Raw genomic sequence first — 16,945 nt, forward strand, 5'->3', positions numbered from 1 at the left:
CAGGTGCCGCGACCACCCTCCGCCGAGGCAAGCGGACGGCTACGCTCGACGTCTGTACGTCGTTCGGGCGACTTGGGGAGGTAGCGGGATGACGGAGGTACGGCCCACGGCCGCCGCCTCGGCTTCCCTGTGGGAGCGCGACGAGGAAGTCGCCGCCATCGCACAGGCCGTCGACAAGCTCTGCACCGACCGTTCCTCGTCCGGCGGCCTGCTGGTCTTCCGCGGCGAGGCCGGACTCGGCAAGACGGCGCTGCTGGCCGAAACCCGCCGCATCGCCGAGGCGCGCGGCTGCACGGTCTGGTCGGCCCGCGGCGGCGAGACCCTCAGGTCGGTCCCCTTCAACGTGGTGCGGCAACTGCTGCAGCCTGCCCTGGTGTCGATGCTGCCGGAGGAGGCCCGCGAGTACCTCGGCGACTGGTACGACATCGCCGGACCCGCCCTCGGCATCGCGTACCCCGGGGCCCGGCAGGCCGACCCGCAGGGCGTGTGCGACGGTCTGGTCGCCGCGGTGCGCCGGCTCGCCCGCCGCGACTGGCCGCTCGTGCTGCTCATCGACGACGCCCACTGGGCCGACCAGGAGACCCTGCACTGGCTCGCCGGGCTCGCGGAGCGCCTCGACGAGACGTCCGTCCTGGTCGTCGTCACCCGCCGACCGGACGACGTGCCCGACGTGAGCGCCCGGCACCTCGAGACCGTCGCCGCGGCGGCCGACGGGCCCGTCGCGACCCTGAGCGCCCTCACCCCGGACGCCACGGCCGGTCTCACCCGCGCCACCCTCGGCCGGCACGCCGACGCCGCGTTCTGCCGCGAGGTGTGGGCCGTCACCGCGGGCAACCCCTACGAGACCGTGGAACTGCTCGCCCGGGTCCAGGACAGCGAACTGGACCCGGTGGAGGCCCACGCCGGGGAGCTGCGCGAGCTGAACCGCTCGGCCCGCGGCGGCGGTCTCGTCGCCCGCCTGGAGGAACTCGGCATCGACGCCACGCGGTTCGCGTGGGCCGCCGCCATCCTCGGCACCGGCATCTCCATCGGCCTGGTCGCCAAGCTCGCCACCCTCAAGCCGGAGGACGCCCGCCGCTGCGCCGAACTGCTGCGCAGCGCCCGCATCCTCACCGAGCCGGACCCGAGCACGGGCCACTCCGCCCACGGCGAGCTGGAGTTCGTCCACCCGCTCATCGCGACGGCCGTCTACAACTCGATCCCCGACGCCCTGCGCACCGCCATGCACGGCATAGCCGCCCGCATCGTCGCCGACGAGGGCCACGGCGCCGCGGCCGCCGCCCGCCACCTGCTGGAGGTCCACCCGGACGACGACGAGGAACTCGTCGGGCAGTTGCGCGAGGCGGCCCGCGAGCACCTGGCGGTCGGCGCGCCCGACGCGGCCCGCCGCTGCCTGGAGCGGGCCCTGAAGGAACCGCCCCGGCCCGAGTCGCACCCGCACGTGCTCTACGAGTTGGCCCAGGCCACCTTCCTCACCGCGCCCGCCCGCACCATCGGCCATCTGCGCAGCGCGCTGGGCATGCCCGGCCTCGACGGCGACGAGCGCGTGGACGCCGTCTTCCGGTTGTCCCAGGCGCTGCTGCACAACGACCAGCTGGAGGAGGCCGTCCGCACGGTGGAGGCGGAGGCCGCCCGGCTGCAGCCCGGGCCCGCGCGGATGCGGCTGCAGGCCGTGCACTTCATGTGGGAGGGCCTGCACGCCGGCGAGGCCACCTCACCGGGGCGCTCCCAGCGGCTCGCCGACCTGGCGAGCACCTGCACCGGCCGGGACAACTCCGAACGCGCCCTGCTCATCCTGCGCGGCTTCGACGCCCTGATGCACGGCGAGAACGCCGAGGAGGTCGCCGAACTGTGCGACCGCGCCCTGGTCAACGGCCGGCTGGCCCCGGGCCTCGGCTGGACCGACACCGAGTGGGGCATCGAACTGCTGCTGATGCTGGCCAACGCGTACGCGTTCACCGACCGTCTCGACCGGGCCGAAGCCCTCTACAACGAGGCGCTGCGGGCCTACGAGACGGCCGGCTGGAGCGGCGGCCACCTGGCGCTCGCCCACGCCTACGTCGGACTCGGCCACCGCAGGCGGGGCCGTCTGCGCGAGGCGGAGGCCTCCCTGCGGGAGTCGCTGCGCCTCGCCGAGCGCGTCGGCCGCGGACTGCCCCTGTACTGGTCCGCGACCTGCAACCTGGTCGACACGCTCCTGGCCCGCGACCACGTCGAGCAGGCCTGGGACGTCGCCGAGCGGTACGGCTTCGCCCCGCCGTACCCCTCCACCATCGTGCTGCCCGACCCGCGCTCGGTGCGCGGCCGGCTGCTGCTGGCCGTCGGGCGCACCAAGGACGGCATCAACGAACTGGAGGCCGCGGAGAAGGCGGCGGCGGCACGCGGCCACCACAACCCCGTGCTCGTCCCCTGGGCCACGGACCTGGCCCGCGCTCTGAACACCGAGGACCCGGCCCGGGCCGCCCGGCTCGCCGTCGACGTCCGCCGGCAGGCCGAGCGCTTCGGCACGGACACCGCCATAGGGGAGGCCCTGCGCTGCGCCGCCGCCCTGGAGACCGGTCAGCGCGCGGTCCGGCTCCACGCCCAGGCCGTCGCCTACCTGGAGGCCTCGCCCTGCCAGTACGAGCACGCGGCGGCCCGCATCGAGTACGGCATCGCCGCCCGCTCCGCGAGCGACCTGCGCCGGGGCCTGGACCTGGCGGTCTCCTGCGGGGCCGACGGACTGGCGGCCCGGGCGCGTGCCGAACTCGACGGCGGACTTCAGTAGCCCGCCGTCGGCCGGGTTCGCACGGGCACGTCAGGACGCCTTGGCGTACACCACCCACACCTGGCCCTCGGCGAAGTTCACCGGGGCGCCGTCCGGAGTGGTGAACGCCGTGCCGTCGGCCGCGTCCGGGCGCTGCCAGCGCGCGTCGAAGGTCCGGCCGTCACGCAGCACCTCCGCCTTGCCCGCGCCCACCGTCTCGGTGTACGGCGTGTTGTTGCCGAGGAAGTCCCGGAAGGCCGACTCGCGCACCTTCACGTGCTGCACGACGACCGTCGCCGGTGCCAGGGCCTCGCCGTCGGCCGTGGCCGCGCGGCTGCCGTCCATGCCGACCAGCCAGCGCTCGCGCGCGTCCGACCAGGTGAAGGTGAAGCGGGCCGCCGGGTAGCGCACCGTCCGCGAGGTGGTCGGCGTGCCGCCGGAGGGCACGGGACCGTAGCGGAAGCCGGTGGTCAGGGCCGCTCGGCCCGGGGCCTCGGCCATCAGCCGCCCGGGCCGGAGGTACAGGTTGTGCGGGGCGGGACGGTCGCCCCCGCGGAAGTAGGCGTCGGCGGCGTCGGACGGGCTCTCGGCCCGCAGCGGGGCCTGATCGATCAGCGGCAGGAGCTTCGTCTGCGCGCCGGAGAAGGCGAGGATCGGGCGGTCGAACTGGCGCAGCAGCTCCAGATCCGACTCGCGCGCGCTGCGCACCGGCCCGACCACCTCCGGCAGCCGGGTGGCGTACACCGCCATCAGGCGGCTCAGCCCGCCCTCGACCTGCTCGGCGTACACCACGTCCGCCGCGTCGACACCGGTGTGCGGACGGGCCGTGCCCGCGTTGTCGATCTTCACGGCCAGTACGGAGGGGCCGGTGGCTCCCGGCGAGGCCGTCCGGTGGTCCCCCCGGTCCCTTCCCCGACCGTCGTCGCCCGGGCCGTTCCCGCCCGTGCAGCCCGCCAGGGCGGCGGTCGCCAGGGCGGCCAGCAGCGCCGCCGTCGTCGCGGTGCGCCGACCGCGCACGCCCCGTCCTCTGCCCACCGTCGTCATCGCGCCTCATGTCATCGATGTGTCTAAATTGTGCGCTTATCTGAACATCGACGCCCATCATCGAGCGATTTCCGCAACTCGGTGTCTCCCCGGCGTCCGCCGAACGGCCCAAGATTCGGCCCCCGGCAGCGGGGGTACCCGGGGCGGGCGGACCGACCGACGCGCAGGCCGACGGAGGGAGCCCGAGGCGATGAAGGCAGTGACCTGGCAGGGCAAGCGGGACGTACGGGTGGAAGAGGTGCCCGATCCGAAGATCGAGGAACCCACGGACGCGATCATCCGCATCACCTCCTCGGGGCTGTGCGGATCCGATCTGCACCTGTACGAGGTGCTCACGCCGTTCATGACCCCGGGGGACATCCTCGGCCACGAGCCCATGGGCATCGTCGAGGAAGTGGGCGCGGGCGTCCCGGACCTGCAGGTCGGGGACCGGGTGGTGGTCCCCTTCCAGATCGCGTGCGGCACCTGCTGGATGTGCCTGACCGGACTGCCCACCCAGTGCGAGACCACCCAGGTCAAGAGCGAGGGCATGGGAGCGGCCCTGTTCGGCTACACCCGCCTGTACGGCGCGGTGCCGGGCGCCCAGGCCGAGTACCTGCGCGTCCCGCAGGCCCAGTTCGGCCCGATCAAGGTGCCCGAGGGGCCGGCCGACGACCGGTTCGTCTACCTGTCCGACGTACTGCCCACCGCCTGGCAGGCGGTCGCCTACGCCGACGTCCCGAAGGGGGGCAGCGTCGCCGTGCTCGGCCTCGGGCCGATCGGCGACATGGCCTGCCGCATCGCCCAGGTGCAGGGCGCCGGGCGCGTGTTCGGCGTCGACCTGGTGCCCGAGCGGCTGAGTCGGATGCGCGCGCGGGGCGTGGAGACGTTCGACCTCAGGTCCTTCGACAGCGAGAAGGAGCTGGTGGCCGCGATCCGGGACGAGACCGACGGCCGCGGTCCCGACGCGGTCATCGACGCGGTCGGCACGGAGGCCCACGGCAGCGCGGTCGCCAAGCTGGTGCAGAACGCCGCCGCCGTGATGCCGCGCAAGCTGAGCGGCCCGATGTCCGAGCGCTTCAGCGTCGACCGGCTCGCCGCCCTGTACACCGCGATCGAGCTGGTGCGCCGCGGCGGGACCATCTCGCTGTCCGGTGTGTACGGCGGCATGGCGGACCCGCTTCCGATGCTGACCATGTTCGACAAGCAGATCCAGCTGCGGATGGGCCAGGCCAACGTGCGCCGCTGGGCCGACGACATCATTCCGTACCTCACCGACGAGGACCCGCTCGGCGTCGACGACTTCGCCACGCACCGCGTGCCGCTGTCGGACGCGCCGCGCGCCTACGAGATGTTCCAGCGCAAGGAGAACGGCGCCGTCAAGGTGCTGATGCAGCCCTGAGCACCCCTGAGGCGTGAGCGCCCGTCGCGCACCGTCACTCCTCAGGCGCCCAGGATCTCCGCCAGGTCGTAGCGGACCGGCTCCTCCAGTTGCGCGTACGTGCAGCTCTCGGGGGTCCGGTCCGGGCGCCAGCGACGGAAGCGGGCGGTGTGCCGGAACCGCTGCCCGTTCTCCATGTGGTCGTACGCCACCTCGGCCACCCGCTCGGGCGCCAGCGGCACCCACGACAGGTCCTTGCGGCCCGACCAGCGGCTCGGCGCCCCCGGCAGCCGGGCCGTCTCGTGGGCGGCCTCCTCGGACCAGGCCGCCCACGGATGCCCCGAGACGTCGTCCATGCGCAGCGGCTCCAGCTCCTCGACCAGCTCGGCCCGCCGCTTCATCGTGAAGGCCGCGGACACGCCCACGTGCTGCAGCGTCCCCCGCTCGTCGTACAGGCCGAGCAGCAGCGAGCCCACCACCGGGCCGCTCTTGTGCAGGCGGTACCCGGCGACCACGACGTCCGCCGTCCGCTCGTGCTTGACCTTGAACATGGCGCGCTCGTCCGGCCGGTAGCGCACGGTCAGGGGCTTGGCGATCACGCCGTCCAGGCCCGCCCCCTCGTACTGCTCGAACCAGTTCCGCGCCACCTCGATGTCGGTCGTGGCGGGGGCCAGGTGCACGGGGGCCGCCACCCCCGACAGCTCCCGTTCCAGCAGTTCCCGCCGCTCGGTCAGCGGAGCGCTCATCACCGGGTCGTCCCCGAGGGCCAGCAGGTCGAACACGACGAGGGACGCCGGCGTCCGCTCCGCCAGCGTCCGCACCCGCGAGTCCGCCGGATGGATCCGCTCGGTCAGCGCGTCGAAGTCGAGATGGCCCTCCCGCGCGATGACGATCTCCCCGTCCACCACGCACCGCCGCGGCAGCCGCTCCCGCACCGCGTCCACCAGCTCGGGGAAGTACCTGGTCAGCGTTTTGCCGGTCCGGCTGCCGAGTTCGACCTCGTCCCCGTCGCGGAACACGATCGCCCGGAACCCGTCCCACTTCGCCTCGTACTGCATGCCCGCGGGGATGGACGCCACCGACTTGGCGAGCATCGGCAGGACAGGGGGCATCACCGGCAGATCCATGCGTCGATTCTGCGCCCGAATGCCGGACTGTGCCCGATGTGCGAGGTATGCGGGGTACGCCTACCGTGGCTCGCATGGGTGACGCGGTGGAACTGGAGGTCGGCGGCCGGACCGTACGGCTGTCCAGCCCGGACAAGGTCTTCTTCCCCGAGCGCGGCTTCACCAAGCTCGACCTCGCCCGCTACTACATCGCCGTCGGCCCCGGCATCCTGCGCGCCCTGCGCGACCGGCCGACCACCCTGGAGCGCTACCCCGAAGGCGTGAGCGGGGAGAACTTCTTCCAGAAGCGGGCGCCGAAGAACATGCCCGACTGGATCCCGACCGCGCACATCACCTTCCCCAGCGGCCGCAGCGCCGACGAGATGTGCCCCACCGAAGTGGGAGCGGTGGTGTGGGCGGCCCAGTTCGGCACGCTCACCTTCCACCCCTGGCCGGTCCGCCGCGACGACGTCGACCGCCCCGACGAACTGCGCATCGACCTCGACCCGCAGCCCGGCACCGACTACGACGACGCCGCCCGCGCCGCCCACGAACTGCGCGCGGTGCTGGACGAGTTCGGCGGACTGCGCGGCTTCCCCAAGACTTCCGGCGGCCGGGGCCTGCACGTCTTCGTGCCCATCGAACCGCGCTGGACCTTCACCCAGGTCCGCCGCGCCGCCATCGCCGTCGGCCGGGAGATGGAACGCCGGATGCCCGAGCAGGTCACCATCAAGTGGTGGAAGGAGGAGCGGGGCGAGCGGATCTTCCTCGACTACAACCAGACGGCCCGCGACCGCACGATCGCCTCCGCCTACTCCGTGCGCCCCCGCCCGCACGCTCCCGTCTCCGCGCCCCTGCGCTGGGAGGAGGTCGGCGTGACGCACCCGCAGGACTTCGACCTGGCGACCATGCCCGCGCGCTTCGCCGAACTCGGCGACGTGCACGCGGACATGGACGACCACCGCTACTCGCTGGAGGCCCTGCTCGACCTCGCCCGCCGCGACGAGCACGACCACGGGCTGGGCGACCTGCCGTACCCGCCCGAGTATCCGAAGATGCCGGGGGAGCCCAGACGGGTACAGCCGAGCAGGGCCAGGAAGACCTCCGGAGGGTCTACAACTCCTTGATCCGGATGTCGCGGTACGAGACCACGTCCGTCGTGCCGTGCACCTGGAGCCCGATGTAACCGGAGGCGAAGCGCCGCCCGTCCGTGCCCGGGTCGTCCGAGCGCGGGGGAGCGAACTCCTGGCCGCCGGTGTTGTCGAACTCGTTGATCAGCACGCCGTTGCGGAAGACCGAGTAGTGCTGGCCCTCCACCCGGATCTCGTAGTCGTTCCAGGTGCCCTTCTGCGTCACGACCGCGCCGGCCAGGCCCACGCGGTCGAAACCGTAGATCGAACCCGTCTTGTACATGTCGCCGTCGGGCCGGTCGAGCACCTGTACCTCGTGACCGTACTTGATGGCGACCCACTCGGGCCGGGACTCCTCCGGGTGGTCGAGGACCCACGGGAAGCGCACGAACACACCCGAGTTGGCGTTGCCGGTGCCGGGCGCGTCGTCACGCCACTGGAGCTTCAGCGAGAAGTCGCCGTACTTGCGCTCCGGGAACCAGAGCATGCCCATGCCGGGTGTGGTGGTGCCGGAGGTGAGGGTCCCGTCCGGGTTCAGCCCGAACGAACCACCGCCCACCTGCCTCCACTTGGCCAGGGACTCGGCCGTGCCGTCGAACAGCGCCCGGTAGCCCTCGGTCTGCCCCGGCTTGCCGATGCCCGACTGCCGGGCCGCCTTGCGGATCGCCTTGGCCTCCCGCTCGTCGATGACGCCTTCCTTCAGCAGTGCGTCCAGGACGGAGCCGACGTGCTTGAGGAACAGCGCCTGGGACGTCCACTCCTTCTCGTCCTCGATCAGCTCGCCGATCCGGCAGCGGTTGTCGGTCACCCGGTTGCGCACCCCGGAGTCGACCGTGCCGACGATCACCGTCAGCCGCTCGTCGTACTCGGGGCAGTCCGGCGCCGGGACCTGACCGGAGACGACCGTGAAGGACACCGTGCGGGCCGCCGCGGTGTTGCCGGCCTTGTCGGTCGCCCGGTACGCCACGGTGTGCGCACCGGCCCGGTCCACCACGACCGGCGCCGAGTAGGCCAGGTAGGGGCCGCCGTCGAGCGAGTACTCGATCCTCTCGACGCCCGAGCCGTGCTCGTCGGTCGCCGTGACGGTCACCCGGGCGCTGTTGACGTACGCCCCCGCGGAGTTCTTCGTGCCCTCCACGCTCACGCCCGTCACCGGCGGGACGGTGTCCTGCGGCGGCGCCGCGACGACGGCGAACCGCACGGTCTTCTCCGCCGCCACGTTGCCCGCCTTGTCGGTGGCGCGGTAGCGGACGGTGTGCTCGCCCACCTGGTGCACCATCACGGGCGCGGTGTACGCCTGCCAGGCTCCGGAGCCGATCGCGTACTCGATCGTGTTGACCCCGGAGCCGGTGTCGGACGCGGAGACGGTGACCGTCGCCATGTCGATGTAGGCCCCGTCCGCGTTCCGCTCGCCGGTCACCGTCGCCGAGGTCTCCGGCGCGGTGGTGTCGTCCGACTGCGGTGCCACGACCGTGAACGCGGCGCTCTTCTCGGCGGAGACGTTGCCCGCCTTGTCGAACGCCCGGTAGCGGACCGTGTGATCGCCGACCTGGTCGACCACGACCGGCGTGGTGTACGGCTGCCAGGCACCCGCGTCGCCGAGCGCGTACTCGATCCGGTCCAGACCCGAGCCGCCCTCGTCGGTGGCGTGCAGCGCCACGCTCGCGGAACCGACGTACTGGCCCTGCGTGTTCCGCGTGCCGCTCACGTGCGCCGACGCCTCGGGCGCCGTGGTGTCCTCGCCGGTGCCCTCGGTCACCGTCAGGATGCCCTGCATCTGACCGTGGCCGGGGATCGTGCAGTGGTAGAAGTACCGGCCGGGCGTGAGCGTGACCTGGGCGGTGTGCTTGCCGCCCTGGCCGTCGTTGGGGTTGGCCAGGATGTTGAGCTGCACGTCGCCGTTGAACTCGGGATCGCTGGTCACGAACGTCAGCGTGTGCGGCATGCCCGTGGTGTTCCCGGTGGCCGCGCTGTTCTCGAAGACGATCGTGGCGGGCCCGGCGACCGCGGTCGTGGGCGCCGAGAGGTACTTGTCGATGGGGTCGCCGGCCGTCCAGGTCAGCACCTGCTCGGCGGCCTGCTCCGTGGGCTGCCCGGCGGCGGGCAGCGCCTGCACGCCGAGCATCATCAGCACGGCGGCCAGCAGGGCGGCCCAGACTCTTCGTGCGCGCATCACTCGGTCCCCCTCGCCAGCTGACCGGCGGCCGGGGTCGGTCCGCCGCCCTTGTAGGTGACCCGCCACAGGGCCGATTTGGAGTCCGAGGTGAAGAAGCCGCGCCCGTAGTCGAGGACGTAGAGCGCGCCGTCCGGACCGAACTTCCAGTCCATCAGGTTCCTGATGCCGTCGTTGCCGACCGGCACGATCTTCTTCAGCGACTCCGAGTGCACCGGCAGACCGCCGTCGCCCTGCGTCTTCGGGTCCATGATCACCGCGTTGCGCGGCTGGTCGGCGTCGTAGAAGTCACCGACGAACCACTTGCCGTCCCAGTAGGCCGGCCACTTCACGGCACTGTCCGCCGCGACCGCGTCGGACCGGTACACCGGCCCGTTCATGGCCGCCTGGCCGCCGCCCTTGAGCCAGGGCAGCTTGTAGGTGGCCTCCGCCGCCTTGTACGACGGGACGCCGTTCGCGTCCCGCGGGAAGTCCGGGGCGCCGCCCGAGGGCGAGTACCAGATGTTGTTGCCCGTCACCGGCGGCAGGTTGACCAGGCCGTCGTTGTTGGGCGACTCGTTCTTCGGGTGGTCGCAGTCGTACCAGCCCAGCGGCTTGGACGGGTCCGGCAGGTTGCGGTCCCGGTAGGGCTGCTTGTTGCCCATGCAGTACGGCCAGCCGCGGTTGCCGGCCTTCGTGATGGCGGCGAACGTGTCGTACTTGGCCGGACCCCAGGTCGTCGAGGGCGAGCCCGCGTCCGGTCCGACCCAGCCCGCGTACAGCACGTCCGTCGACTTGTCGACGAAGATGCGCGCCGGATTGCGCACGCCCATCACATAGATCTCGCCGCGCGTCTTGCCGCCGCCCTCGTCGGTCTCCTTCCCGGTGAACAGGTTGCCCTCGGGCAGCGTGTACGTGCCGTCCGGCTCGGGGTGGATGCGCAGGATCTTGCCGTTGAGGTTGTTGGTGTTGCCCGCGGTGCGGCGCGCGTCAGCGAACGACACGCCCTTGTAGTTGGGCTCCGGGTTGTTGCCGGAGTAACCACCGCTGAAGCCGCTGGAGTTGTTGTCACCGGTGGCGATGTACAGGTTGTCCTCGGAGTCCCAGGCCATCCCGCCGCCCGCGTGGCAGCAACTGTGGATCTGCACCGGCCACTTCAGCAGCACCTTCTCGCTGGACAGGTCCAGCTTGTTCGTGGCCTGGTCGAGCGTGAACCGGGAGACCCGCCGCTCCGCCATACGCGTCTCGCGGTCGATCCGCTCGTGCGGCGTGTAGTGCAGGTACACCCACCCGTTCTGCGCGAACCCGGGGTCCAGTTCGATGCCGAGCAGGCCTTCCTCGACCTTGACCAGTTCGTCGCCGCCGCCCTTGTTGCCGAAGACGGTCAGCGCGCCGGCCAGGGTGACCTGCTTGGTCTTCGGGTCGTAGACGTGGATCTCACCCTTGCCCTTGCCGATGTCCGGGTTGTTCCAGTCGGTGATCACCGGCTGTGAGGAGTCCGCCCCGCCCCGGCCGATGTAGAAGACCCGGCCGTCGGGGGCGGTGACCAGGCCGTGCGGCTCGCCGATCTGGTCGTTCCGCCCGGGCTGGTTCGGCTTGGTCAGGCGCTCGGCCGCGTAGTTGGCGTTGATGGTCGCCTTGCAGTCGGCCTGCTCCAGCCGGGTCGTCCACATCAGCGCACCGCGCAGATGGGCGCGGAAGTCCGCCTCGTCGTAGGACGACACCGTGCCGCCCATGCCGGTGTAGAAGGAGCGACCGCCGTCGTAGTCCCGGCACCAGCTGACCGGGTGGTCCCAGCCGTTGGCGCCGGTGCCCGGCTGGTACGTCGACTCCCGTACACGGGCCACCGTGTGGACCTCGCCCGAGGGGTTCTTCACCCAGTTCAGCCACTTGTCGGGACGTTTCCACTGCACCGGCAGGTCCTTGGTGGCCGGATGCCGGCGGTCGCCGACCTCCACGGTCGCCCGCTGCGCGGACGTGGGACCGGAGGCGGCCGGGCGTGCGCCGACCAGACCGGTGAACCAGTCCGAGTACGGTTCCGCGCGCGCCGCGTCGTGGATGCCGACGAACCCGCCGCCGGCCTCCATGTAGGCCTCCAGGCCGGCCTCCTGCTCCGCGTCGAGGACGTCGCCCCCGCCGGTCAGGAAGACGATCGCGTTGAAGCGGCCCAGCTTCCTGTCATCGGTGAACACCGAGGCGTCGCCGGTGGCTTGGACCTTGAAGCGGCGGTCCGCCGGTCCCGAGAGCCCGATGTCCTCGATCGCCTCGATCCCGGCGTTCACCACCGGGGACTCCTCCCCGGCCGCGGCGGAACCGTGGAAGATCAGCACCCGTACGTTCGCGCCGCCCGGCGGCGACTTGATCGACATCGTTGTCAACGACGGCTCGGGGAACGGGCGCGCGTTCGCCGCGGGCCCGGACAGCAGTCCGGCGATCACGGCGGCGGCGGCCACCGAGGCCGCCCCGACACGTCTCCTCTTGCTCGCCCCTCGTAAGCGCATGGGCACCTCCTCGGTCACAGCAACACCGCCAAGGAAGCTAGACCCCTTTGCCCGCGCCGCCAATACCTATGACCGGGATGGCATCAACTTTGTCTTGAGTGTGGATAAACGTCGGCGCGGCCGGTACCGTCTCACCGGTTCATCACAGGCACGCCTCCGTCAAAGCCTTACCAGGGTGGGGAGTTCCGCATGGACAGACGCAGCTTCAACCGGCGGGTCCTGCTGGGCGGCGCGGCCGTCGCGACATCGTTGTCCGTGGCGCCGGAGGCCCTCAGTGCCGTCGAACCGGCGAGGACGGCCCCCGCCGGGGGCGAGGTGAAGCGCATCAAGCTGTACGCCGAGAAGCTGGCGGACGGTCAGATGGGCTACGGCCTGGAGAAGGGCAAGGCGAGCATCCCCGGACCGCTGATCGAGCTCAACGAGGGCGACACGCTCCACATCGAGTTCGAGAACACCATGGACGTCGCGGTGAGCCTGCACGTCCACGGTCTCGACTACGAGATCACCAGCGACGGCACCAAGCTGAACCGCAGTCACGTCGAGCCGGGCGGCACGCGCACCTACACCTGGCGCACCCACGCCCCCGGGCGCCGCAAGGACGGCACCTGGCGCTCCGGCAGCGCGGGCTACTGGCACTACCACGACCACGTCGTGGGCACGGAACACGGCACCGTGGGACTGCAGAAGGGCCTGTTCGGCCCGGTCATCGTCCGCCGCAAGGGCGACGTCCTGCCCGACCGGACGCACACGGTCGTCTTCAACGACATGCGCATCAACAACAAGGCGCCGCACTCGGGCCCGAACTTCGAGGCGACGGTCGGGGACCGGGTCGAGTTCGTCGTGATCACGCACGGCGAGTTCTACCACACGTTCCACATGCACGGTCATCGCTGGGCGGACAATCGCACCGGCATGCTGACCGGCCCGGACGACCCCAGCCAGGTGATCGACAACAAGATCACCGGCCCGGCCGACTCCTTCGGTTTCCAGGTGATCGCGGGGGAGGGGGTCGGCGCCGGTGCCTGGATGTACCACTGCCACGTGCAGAGCCACTCCGACATGGGGATGGTCGGCCTGTTCCTGGTGAAGAAGCCGGACGGCACGATCCCCGGCTACGACCCGCACGAGCACGGGGAGGGCCCGGGAGGCGGCCACGAGCACGACGCGGACACGGGAGGCGGACACGAGCACTGAGGGGCGCGGGCCGCGGCGCTGAGGGCGTCGGACAGGGTCGCGGGCCCCCCACTGAGGGCGCGCGGACGGTCGGGCGCTCCCCGGACCACCGGAGAGCGCTCTCACCCAGCGCCGTGCCCGGGGCTATCCTGATCCGCAGCCGCAGAGAGGGAGCCCCGAAGTGACCGACACAGCGCCGCGTCCCACTCTGGAGGCCGTGGCCGCACGGGCCGGGGTCTCGCGGGCCACCGTCTCACGCGTGGTCAACGGCGGGGACGGGGTGCGGGACGTCCTCGTCGAACGCGTCCGCAAGGCCGTGGAGGAGCTCGGCTACGTGCCCAACCAGGCCGCCCGCTCCCTGGTGACCCGGCGGCACGACGCGGTCGCGGTGGTCGTCGCCGAACCGGAGACGCGGGTGTTCGCCGACCCGTTCTTCGCACTCCAGCTGCGCGGCATCAGCAAGGAACTCACCGCCCACGACAACCAGCTCGTGCTGCTGCTCACCGAGGGCCGGGACGACCACGCCCGGGTCGGCCGGTACCTCGCCGGCGGGCATGTCGACGGCGCCCTCGTCTTCTCGCTCCACCTCGACGACCCGCTGCCTGAACTGATCCAGCGGGCCGGCGTCCCCACCGTCTTCGGGGGGCGGCCCGGCTGGGGCGGCGACCGGCGGGACGTGGTCTACGTCGACAGCGACAACCGCGGCGGCGCCCGCGACGCCGTCCGCCACCTGGCGGGCCTCGGCCGCACCCGCATCGCGCACATCACCGGCGCCCTCGACCAGACCTCGGCGGTCGACCGGCTCGACGGCTACCGCGACGTCATGGCGGACGCCGACCCGCGCCTGATCGCCGAGGCCGACTTCACCTACGCCGGCGGGGAGCGGGCCATGCGCGAACTCCTCGCCCGCTGCCCCGACGTGGACGCGGTGTTCGCCGCGAACGACCTCACCGCCTCGGGCGCGCTGCGCGTCCTGCGCGAGTCCGGCCGCCGCGTCCCCGACGACGTGGCCGTCATCGGCTTCGACGACATGCAGCCCGTCGCGGAGCAGACCGACCCGCCTCTCACCACGGTCCGCCAGGACATCGAGGAGATGGGCCGCCTGATGACCCGTCTGCTCCTGCGCGGCCTGGACCGGGACGCGCCCCGGGAGGGCGTCGCCCGCACCCCGTCCAGCGTGGTGCTCCCCACGACGCTGGTGCGCCGGGGGTCCGCCTAGGCCCTGGTCCCGGTCCGCTGATCCTCCGGCCGCTCGCTGCGCACCACCGCGAAGCGGGCGCCGTAGGGGTCGGCCAGTTTGGCCAGGCGGCCGACACCCGGTACGTCGGTGGCGGCGAGACGGACCGTTCCGCCCAGTTCCCCGGTCCTGGCGACGACGGCGTCCGGGTCCGTCACCTCGAAGTACGGCAGCCAGTACGCCTGCTCCTCGGTCGGGTCCTCGGACAGCGGGACGACCCCGCCGAACATGGCGTCCTCCCCCTCCCCGGCCGGGTTGAACGTGGTGTAGGTGCCGCTCGGGAAGTCGACACCGGCGGTCTCCAAACCGAGGACCGAGTGGTAGAAGGCGGCCGTCGCCGGGACGTCCTCCGTGTACAGCTCGACCCAGCACAGCGAGCCCGGCTCCTGGACGGCCTCCAGGCCCTCGTTGCGGCCCGGCTGCCACAGGCCGAAGGGCACGCCGGCCTGATCGCTCAGGATCGCCATGCGGCCCAGGTCCTGGACGTCCATGGGCTGCACCAGGACCCTGCCGTGCTTCTGCTCGGCCGTCCGTGCCGTGGCGTCCGCGTCCGGCGCCTGGAAGTAGACCGTCCAGGAGGGCGGCCCCTGCTCCGCCGACGTCTGCATCCCCCCGGCGGTGGTCCGCCCGTCGAGCCGGAACAGCCCGTACCCGCCGACCTCCGGTCCGCCCGGCTCGAACCGCCAGCCGAACAGCTCACCGTAGAAGGCCGCCGCACCCCCGATGTCGGGTACGCCGAGGTCGATCCAGTTGGGGGAGCCGGTGACATAACGGGTGGTGAGCATCCTCGCCCTCCTCGCACAGGGGCCCGTCCGTCCGTACTGCCGAGTCTCGCACCGCGCACGGCCCCGCGCCGCCGGAACGCCGCCGGTCCCTGCCGCGCACCGGCCGTGCCCGCCCGGCTGACGGGTGGCGCCGCGCGCCGCCGTGCGCGCAGCCGTCCGCGGGGGCGGCAGCGAGGCGGCCCAGGGCCGTGAACGCGGTGTTGATCCGGTGTTGATCGAACGTTTTTCGCCTGCCGCGAGGCTTCCGGCCATGCACATCGACACGATGATCTCGCCCGAACTCACCTGGCAGCAGGAAGCGCTGTGCGCGCAGACCGGGGCGGACTTCTTCTTCCCTGAGCCGGGCAGCTCGGTGCGCGAGGCGAAGCGGATCTGCGGTATGTGCCCGATCCGCACGGCCTGTCTGGAGTACGCGATGGCCCACGACGAACGCTTCGGCGTCTGGGGCGGCCTGTCGGAGAAGGAGCGGCTGGAGCTGCGGCGCGTGGCGCGCTAGGCGGGTGGCACCACCGCGTGCGCGTGGCGCGGCGGCCGGGTGGCACCGCGGCGTGCGCGGTACGCCGGCGGGGCCCGGCCGCTCGTGACGGCCGGGCCCCGCCGGATGCGTGCGCGGGGTTCGCCGTCAGGCGCCGGCGCGGGCGGCCATGCGCGCTTTGCGGGCGGCCAGCTTCTCGTCGAACTTCGCCGCCTCCGCGTCGAGGCCGCCCATGTACAGCCCCAGCTCCTCCTGGGCCTTGCGGCCGTCCGGGCCCAGGCCGTCGATCTCCATGATCTTCAGGAAGCGCAGCACGGGCTGCAGCACGTCGTCGTGGTGGATGCGCAGGTTGTAGACCTCGCCGATCGCCATCTGCGCGGCCGCCCGCTCGAAACCGGGGATGCCGTGCCCGGGCATCCGGAAGTCGACCACCACGTCCCGCACGGCCTGCATCGTCAGGTCGGGCGCCAGCTCGAAGGCCGCCTTGAGCAGGTTGCGGTAGAAGACCATGTGCAGGTTCTCGTCGGTCGCGATCCGGGCCAGCATGCGGTCGCAGACCGGGTCACCGGACTGGTGGCCGGTGTTGCGGTGCGAGATGCGGGTGGCCAGCTCCTGGAAGGCGACGTAGGCCACCGAGTGCAGCATCGAGTGGCGGTTGTCCGACTCGAAGCCCTCGCTCATGTGGGACATGCGGAACTGCTCCAGCTTGTCCGGGTCCACCGCGCGCGAGGTGAGCAGGTAGTCGCGCATCACGATGCCGTGCCGGCCCTCCTCGGCGGTCCAGCGGTGCACCCAGGTGCCCCAGGCGCCGTCACGGCCGAACAGGCTGGCGATCTCGTGGTGGTAGCTGGGCAGGTTGTCCTCGGTCAGCAGGTTGACGACCAGCGCGATGCGGCCGATCTCGGTGACCTTCGACTGCTCCTTCTCCCATGCCTGGCCGTCCTCGAAGAGGCCGGGGAAGTTGCGTCCGTCGCTCCACGGGACGTACTCGTGCGGCATCCAGTCCTTGGCGACCTTCAGATGCCGGTTGAGTTCGGTCTCGACCACTTCCTCCAGGGCGTACAGCAGCTGAGCGTCGGACCAGGCGCCGGCGGGGCTGCCGAGATGGGGAGTGGTGATCGTCATGGACTCTCCAGGGGGACATGCGTACGAGCGGTGAGCGGTAACCTACGGCATCGTAGGCTACGTTCCCGTAGGTTACGAAGCCGTAGGTTAAGGACACCGTAAAGGCCGCTG

General features: G+C 71.9%; 12 protein-coding genes. 6 read left to right on the forward strand and 6 right to left on the reverse strand.

Features of this window, described 5'->3' with window-relative positions:
• The first annotated feature begins 88 nt into the window (after positions 1–88).
• A complete protein-coding gene (locus Q5694_RS22425) occupies positions 89–2,767 on the forward strand; it encodes an ATP-binding protein (RefSeq protein WP_333935011.1) in 2,679 nt (892 codons plus the stop codon).
• A gap of 30 nt (positions 2,768–2,797) precedes the next feature.
• On the opposite strand, the gene Q5694_RS22430 is transcribed toward Q5694_RS22425, so the two are convergent.
• Positions 2,798–3,790, reverse strand: coding sequence for a DUF3048 domain-containing protein (locus Q5694_RS22430; protein WP_333935012.1), 993 nt, complete (start codon positions 3,788–3,790; stop codon positions 2,798–2,800).
• Positions 3,791–3,980: 190 nt separating this feature from the next.
• Here Q5694_RS22430 and Q5694_RS22435 point away from each other — a divergent pair, with 190 nt between their 5' ends.
• A complete protein-coding gene (locus Q5694_RS22435; protein WP_333935013.1) occupies positions 3,981–5,171 on the forward strand; it encodes a zinc-dependent alcohol dehydrogenase in 1,191 nt (396 codons plus the stop codon).
• Positions 5,172–5,212: 41 nt separating this feature from the next.
• On the opposite strand, the gene Q5694_RS22440 is transcribed toward Q5694_RS22435, so the two are convergent.
• Positions 5,213–6,277: an ATP-dependent DNA ligase gene (locus Q5694_RS22440; protein WP_333935014.1), complete on the reverse strand. Its 1,065-nt coding sequence runs from the start codon at positions 6,275–6,277 to the stop codon at positions 5,213–5,215.
• A gap of 74 nt (positions 6,278–6,351) precedes the next feature.
• Here Q5694_RS22440 and ligD point away from each other — a divergent pair, with 74 nt between their 5' ends.
• A complete protein-coding gene (ligD, locus tag Q5694_RS22445) occupies positions 6,352–7,383 on the forward strand; it encodes a non-homologous end-joining DNA ligase (RefSeq protein WP_333935015.1) in 1,032 nt (343 codons plus the stop codon).
• On the opposite strand, the gene Q5694_RS22450 is transcribed toward ligD, so the two are convergent.
• Both Q5694_RS22450 and Q5694_RS22455 read right to left on the reverse strand, forming a co-directional pair.
• A complete protein-coding gene (locus Q5694_RS22450; protein WP_333935016.1) occupies positions 7,370–9,559 on the reverse strand; it encodes an OmpL47-type beta-barrel domain-containing protein in 2,190 nt (729 codons plus the stop codon). The genes ligD and Q5694_RS22450 overlap by 14 nt on opposite strands.
• Complete coding sequence (locus Q5694_RS22455) at positions 9,559–12,039, reverse strand: ThuA domain-containing protein (protein ID WP_333935017.1); 2,481 nt, start codon at positions 12,037–12,039, stop codon at positions 9,559–9,561. The genes Q5694_RS22450 and Q5694_RS22455 overlap by 1 nt, the downstream gene beginning before the upstream one ends.
• A gap of 189 nt (positions 12,040–12,228) precedes the next feature.
• Between Q5694_RS22455 and Q5694_RS22460 the strand changes: the two genes are divergently transcribed.
• Both Q5694_RS22460 and Q5694_RS22465 read left to right on the forward strand, forming a co-directional pair.
• Positions 12,229–13,233, forward strand: coding sequence for a multicopper oxidase domain-containing protein (locus tag Q5694_RS22460; RefSeq protein ID WP_333935018.1), 1,005 nt, complete (start codon positions 12,229–12,231; stop codon positions 13,231–13,233).
• Positions 13,234–13,393: 160 nt separating this feature from the next.
• Positions 13,394–14,431 carry a LacI family DNA-binding transcriptional regulator gene (locus tag Q5694_RS22465; RefSeq protein WP_333935019.1) on the forward strand — a complete coding sequence of 346 codons (1,038 nt, stop codon included), beginning with the start codon at positions 13,394–13,396 and terminating at the stop codon, positions 14,429–14,431.
• Here the strand turns inward: Q5694_RS22465 and Q5694_RS22470 are convergent.
• The gene (locus Q5694_RS22470) at positions 14,428–15,234 is read right to left on the reverse strand and encodes a VOC family protein (protein ID WP_333935020.1); all 807 of its coding nucleotides are present in this window, start codon (positions 15,232–15,234) and stop codon (positions 14,428–14,430) included. The two genes, Q5694_RS22465 and Q5694_RS22470, sit on opposite strands and share 4 nt — an antisense overlap.
• Positions 15,235–15,484: 250 nt before the next feature.
• Here Q5694_RS22470 and Q5694_RS22475 point away from each other — a divergent pair, with 250 nt between their 5' ends.
• Positions 15,485–15,730, forward strand: a complete 246-nt coding sequence (locus tag Q5694_RS22475) for a WhiB family transcriptional regulator (protein ID WP_333935021.1) — start codon at positions 15,485–15,487, stop codon at positions 15,728–15,730.
• Between the two features lie 126 nt (positions 15,731–15,856).
• Here the strand turns inward: Q5694_RS22475 and Q5694_RS22480 are convergent, their stop codons facing one another.
• Positions 15,857–16,834, reverse strand: coding sequence for an acyl-ACP desaturase (locus tag Q5694_RS22480; RefSeq protein ID WP_333935022.1), 978 nt, complete (start codon positions 16,832–16,834; stop codon positions 15,857–15,859).
• Positions 16,835–16,945: the final 111 nt, after the last annotated feature.

Source organism: Streptomyces sp. AHA2 (genome assembly GCF_036857595.1).
Taxonomy (GTDB): Bacteria; Actinomycetota; Actinomycetes; order Streptomycetales; family Streptomycetaceae; genus Streptomyces.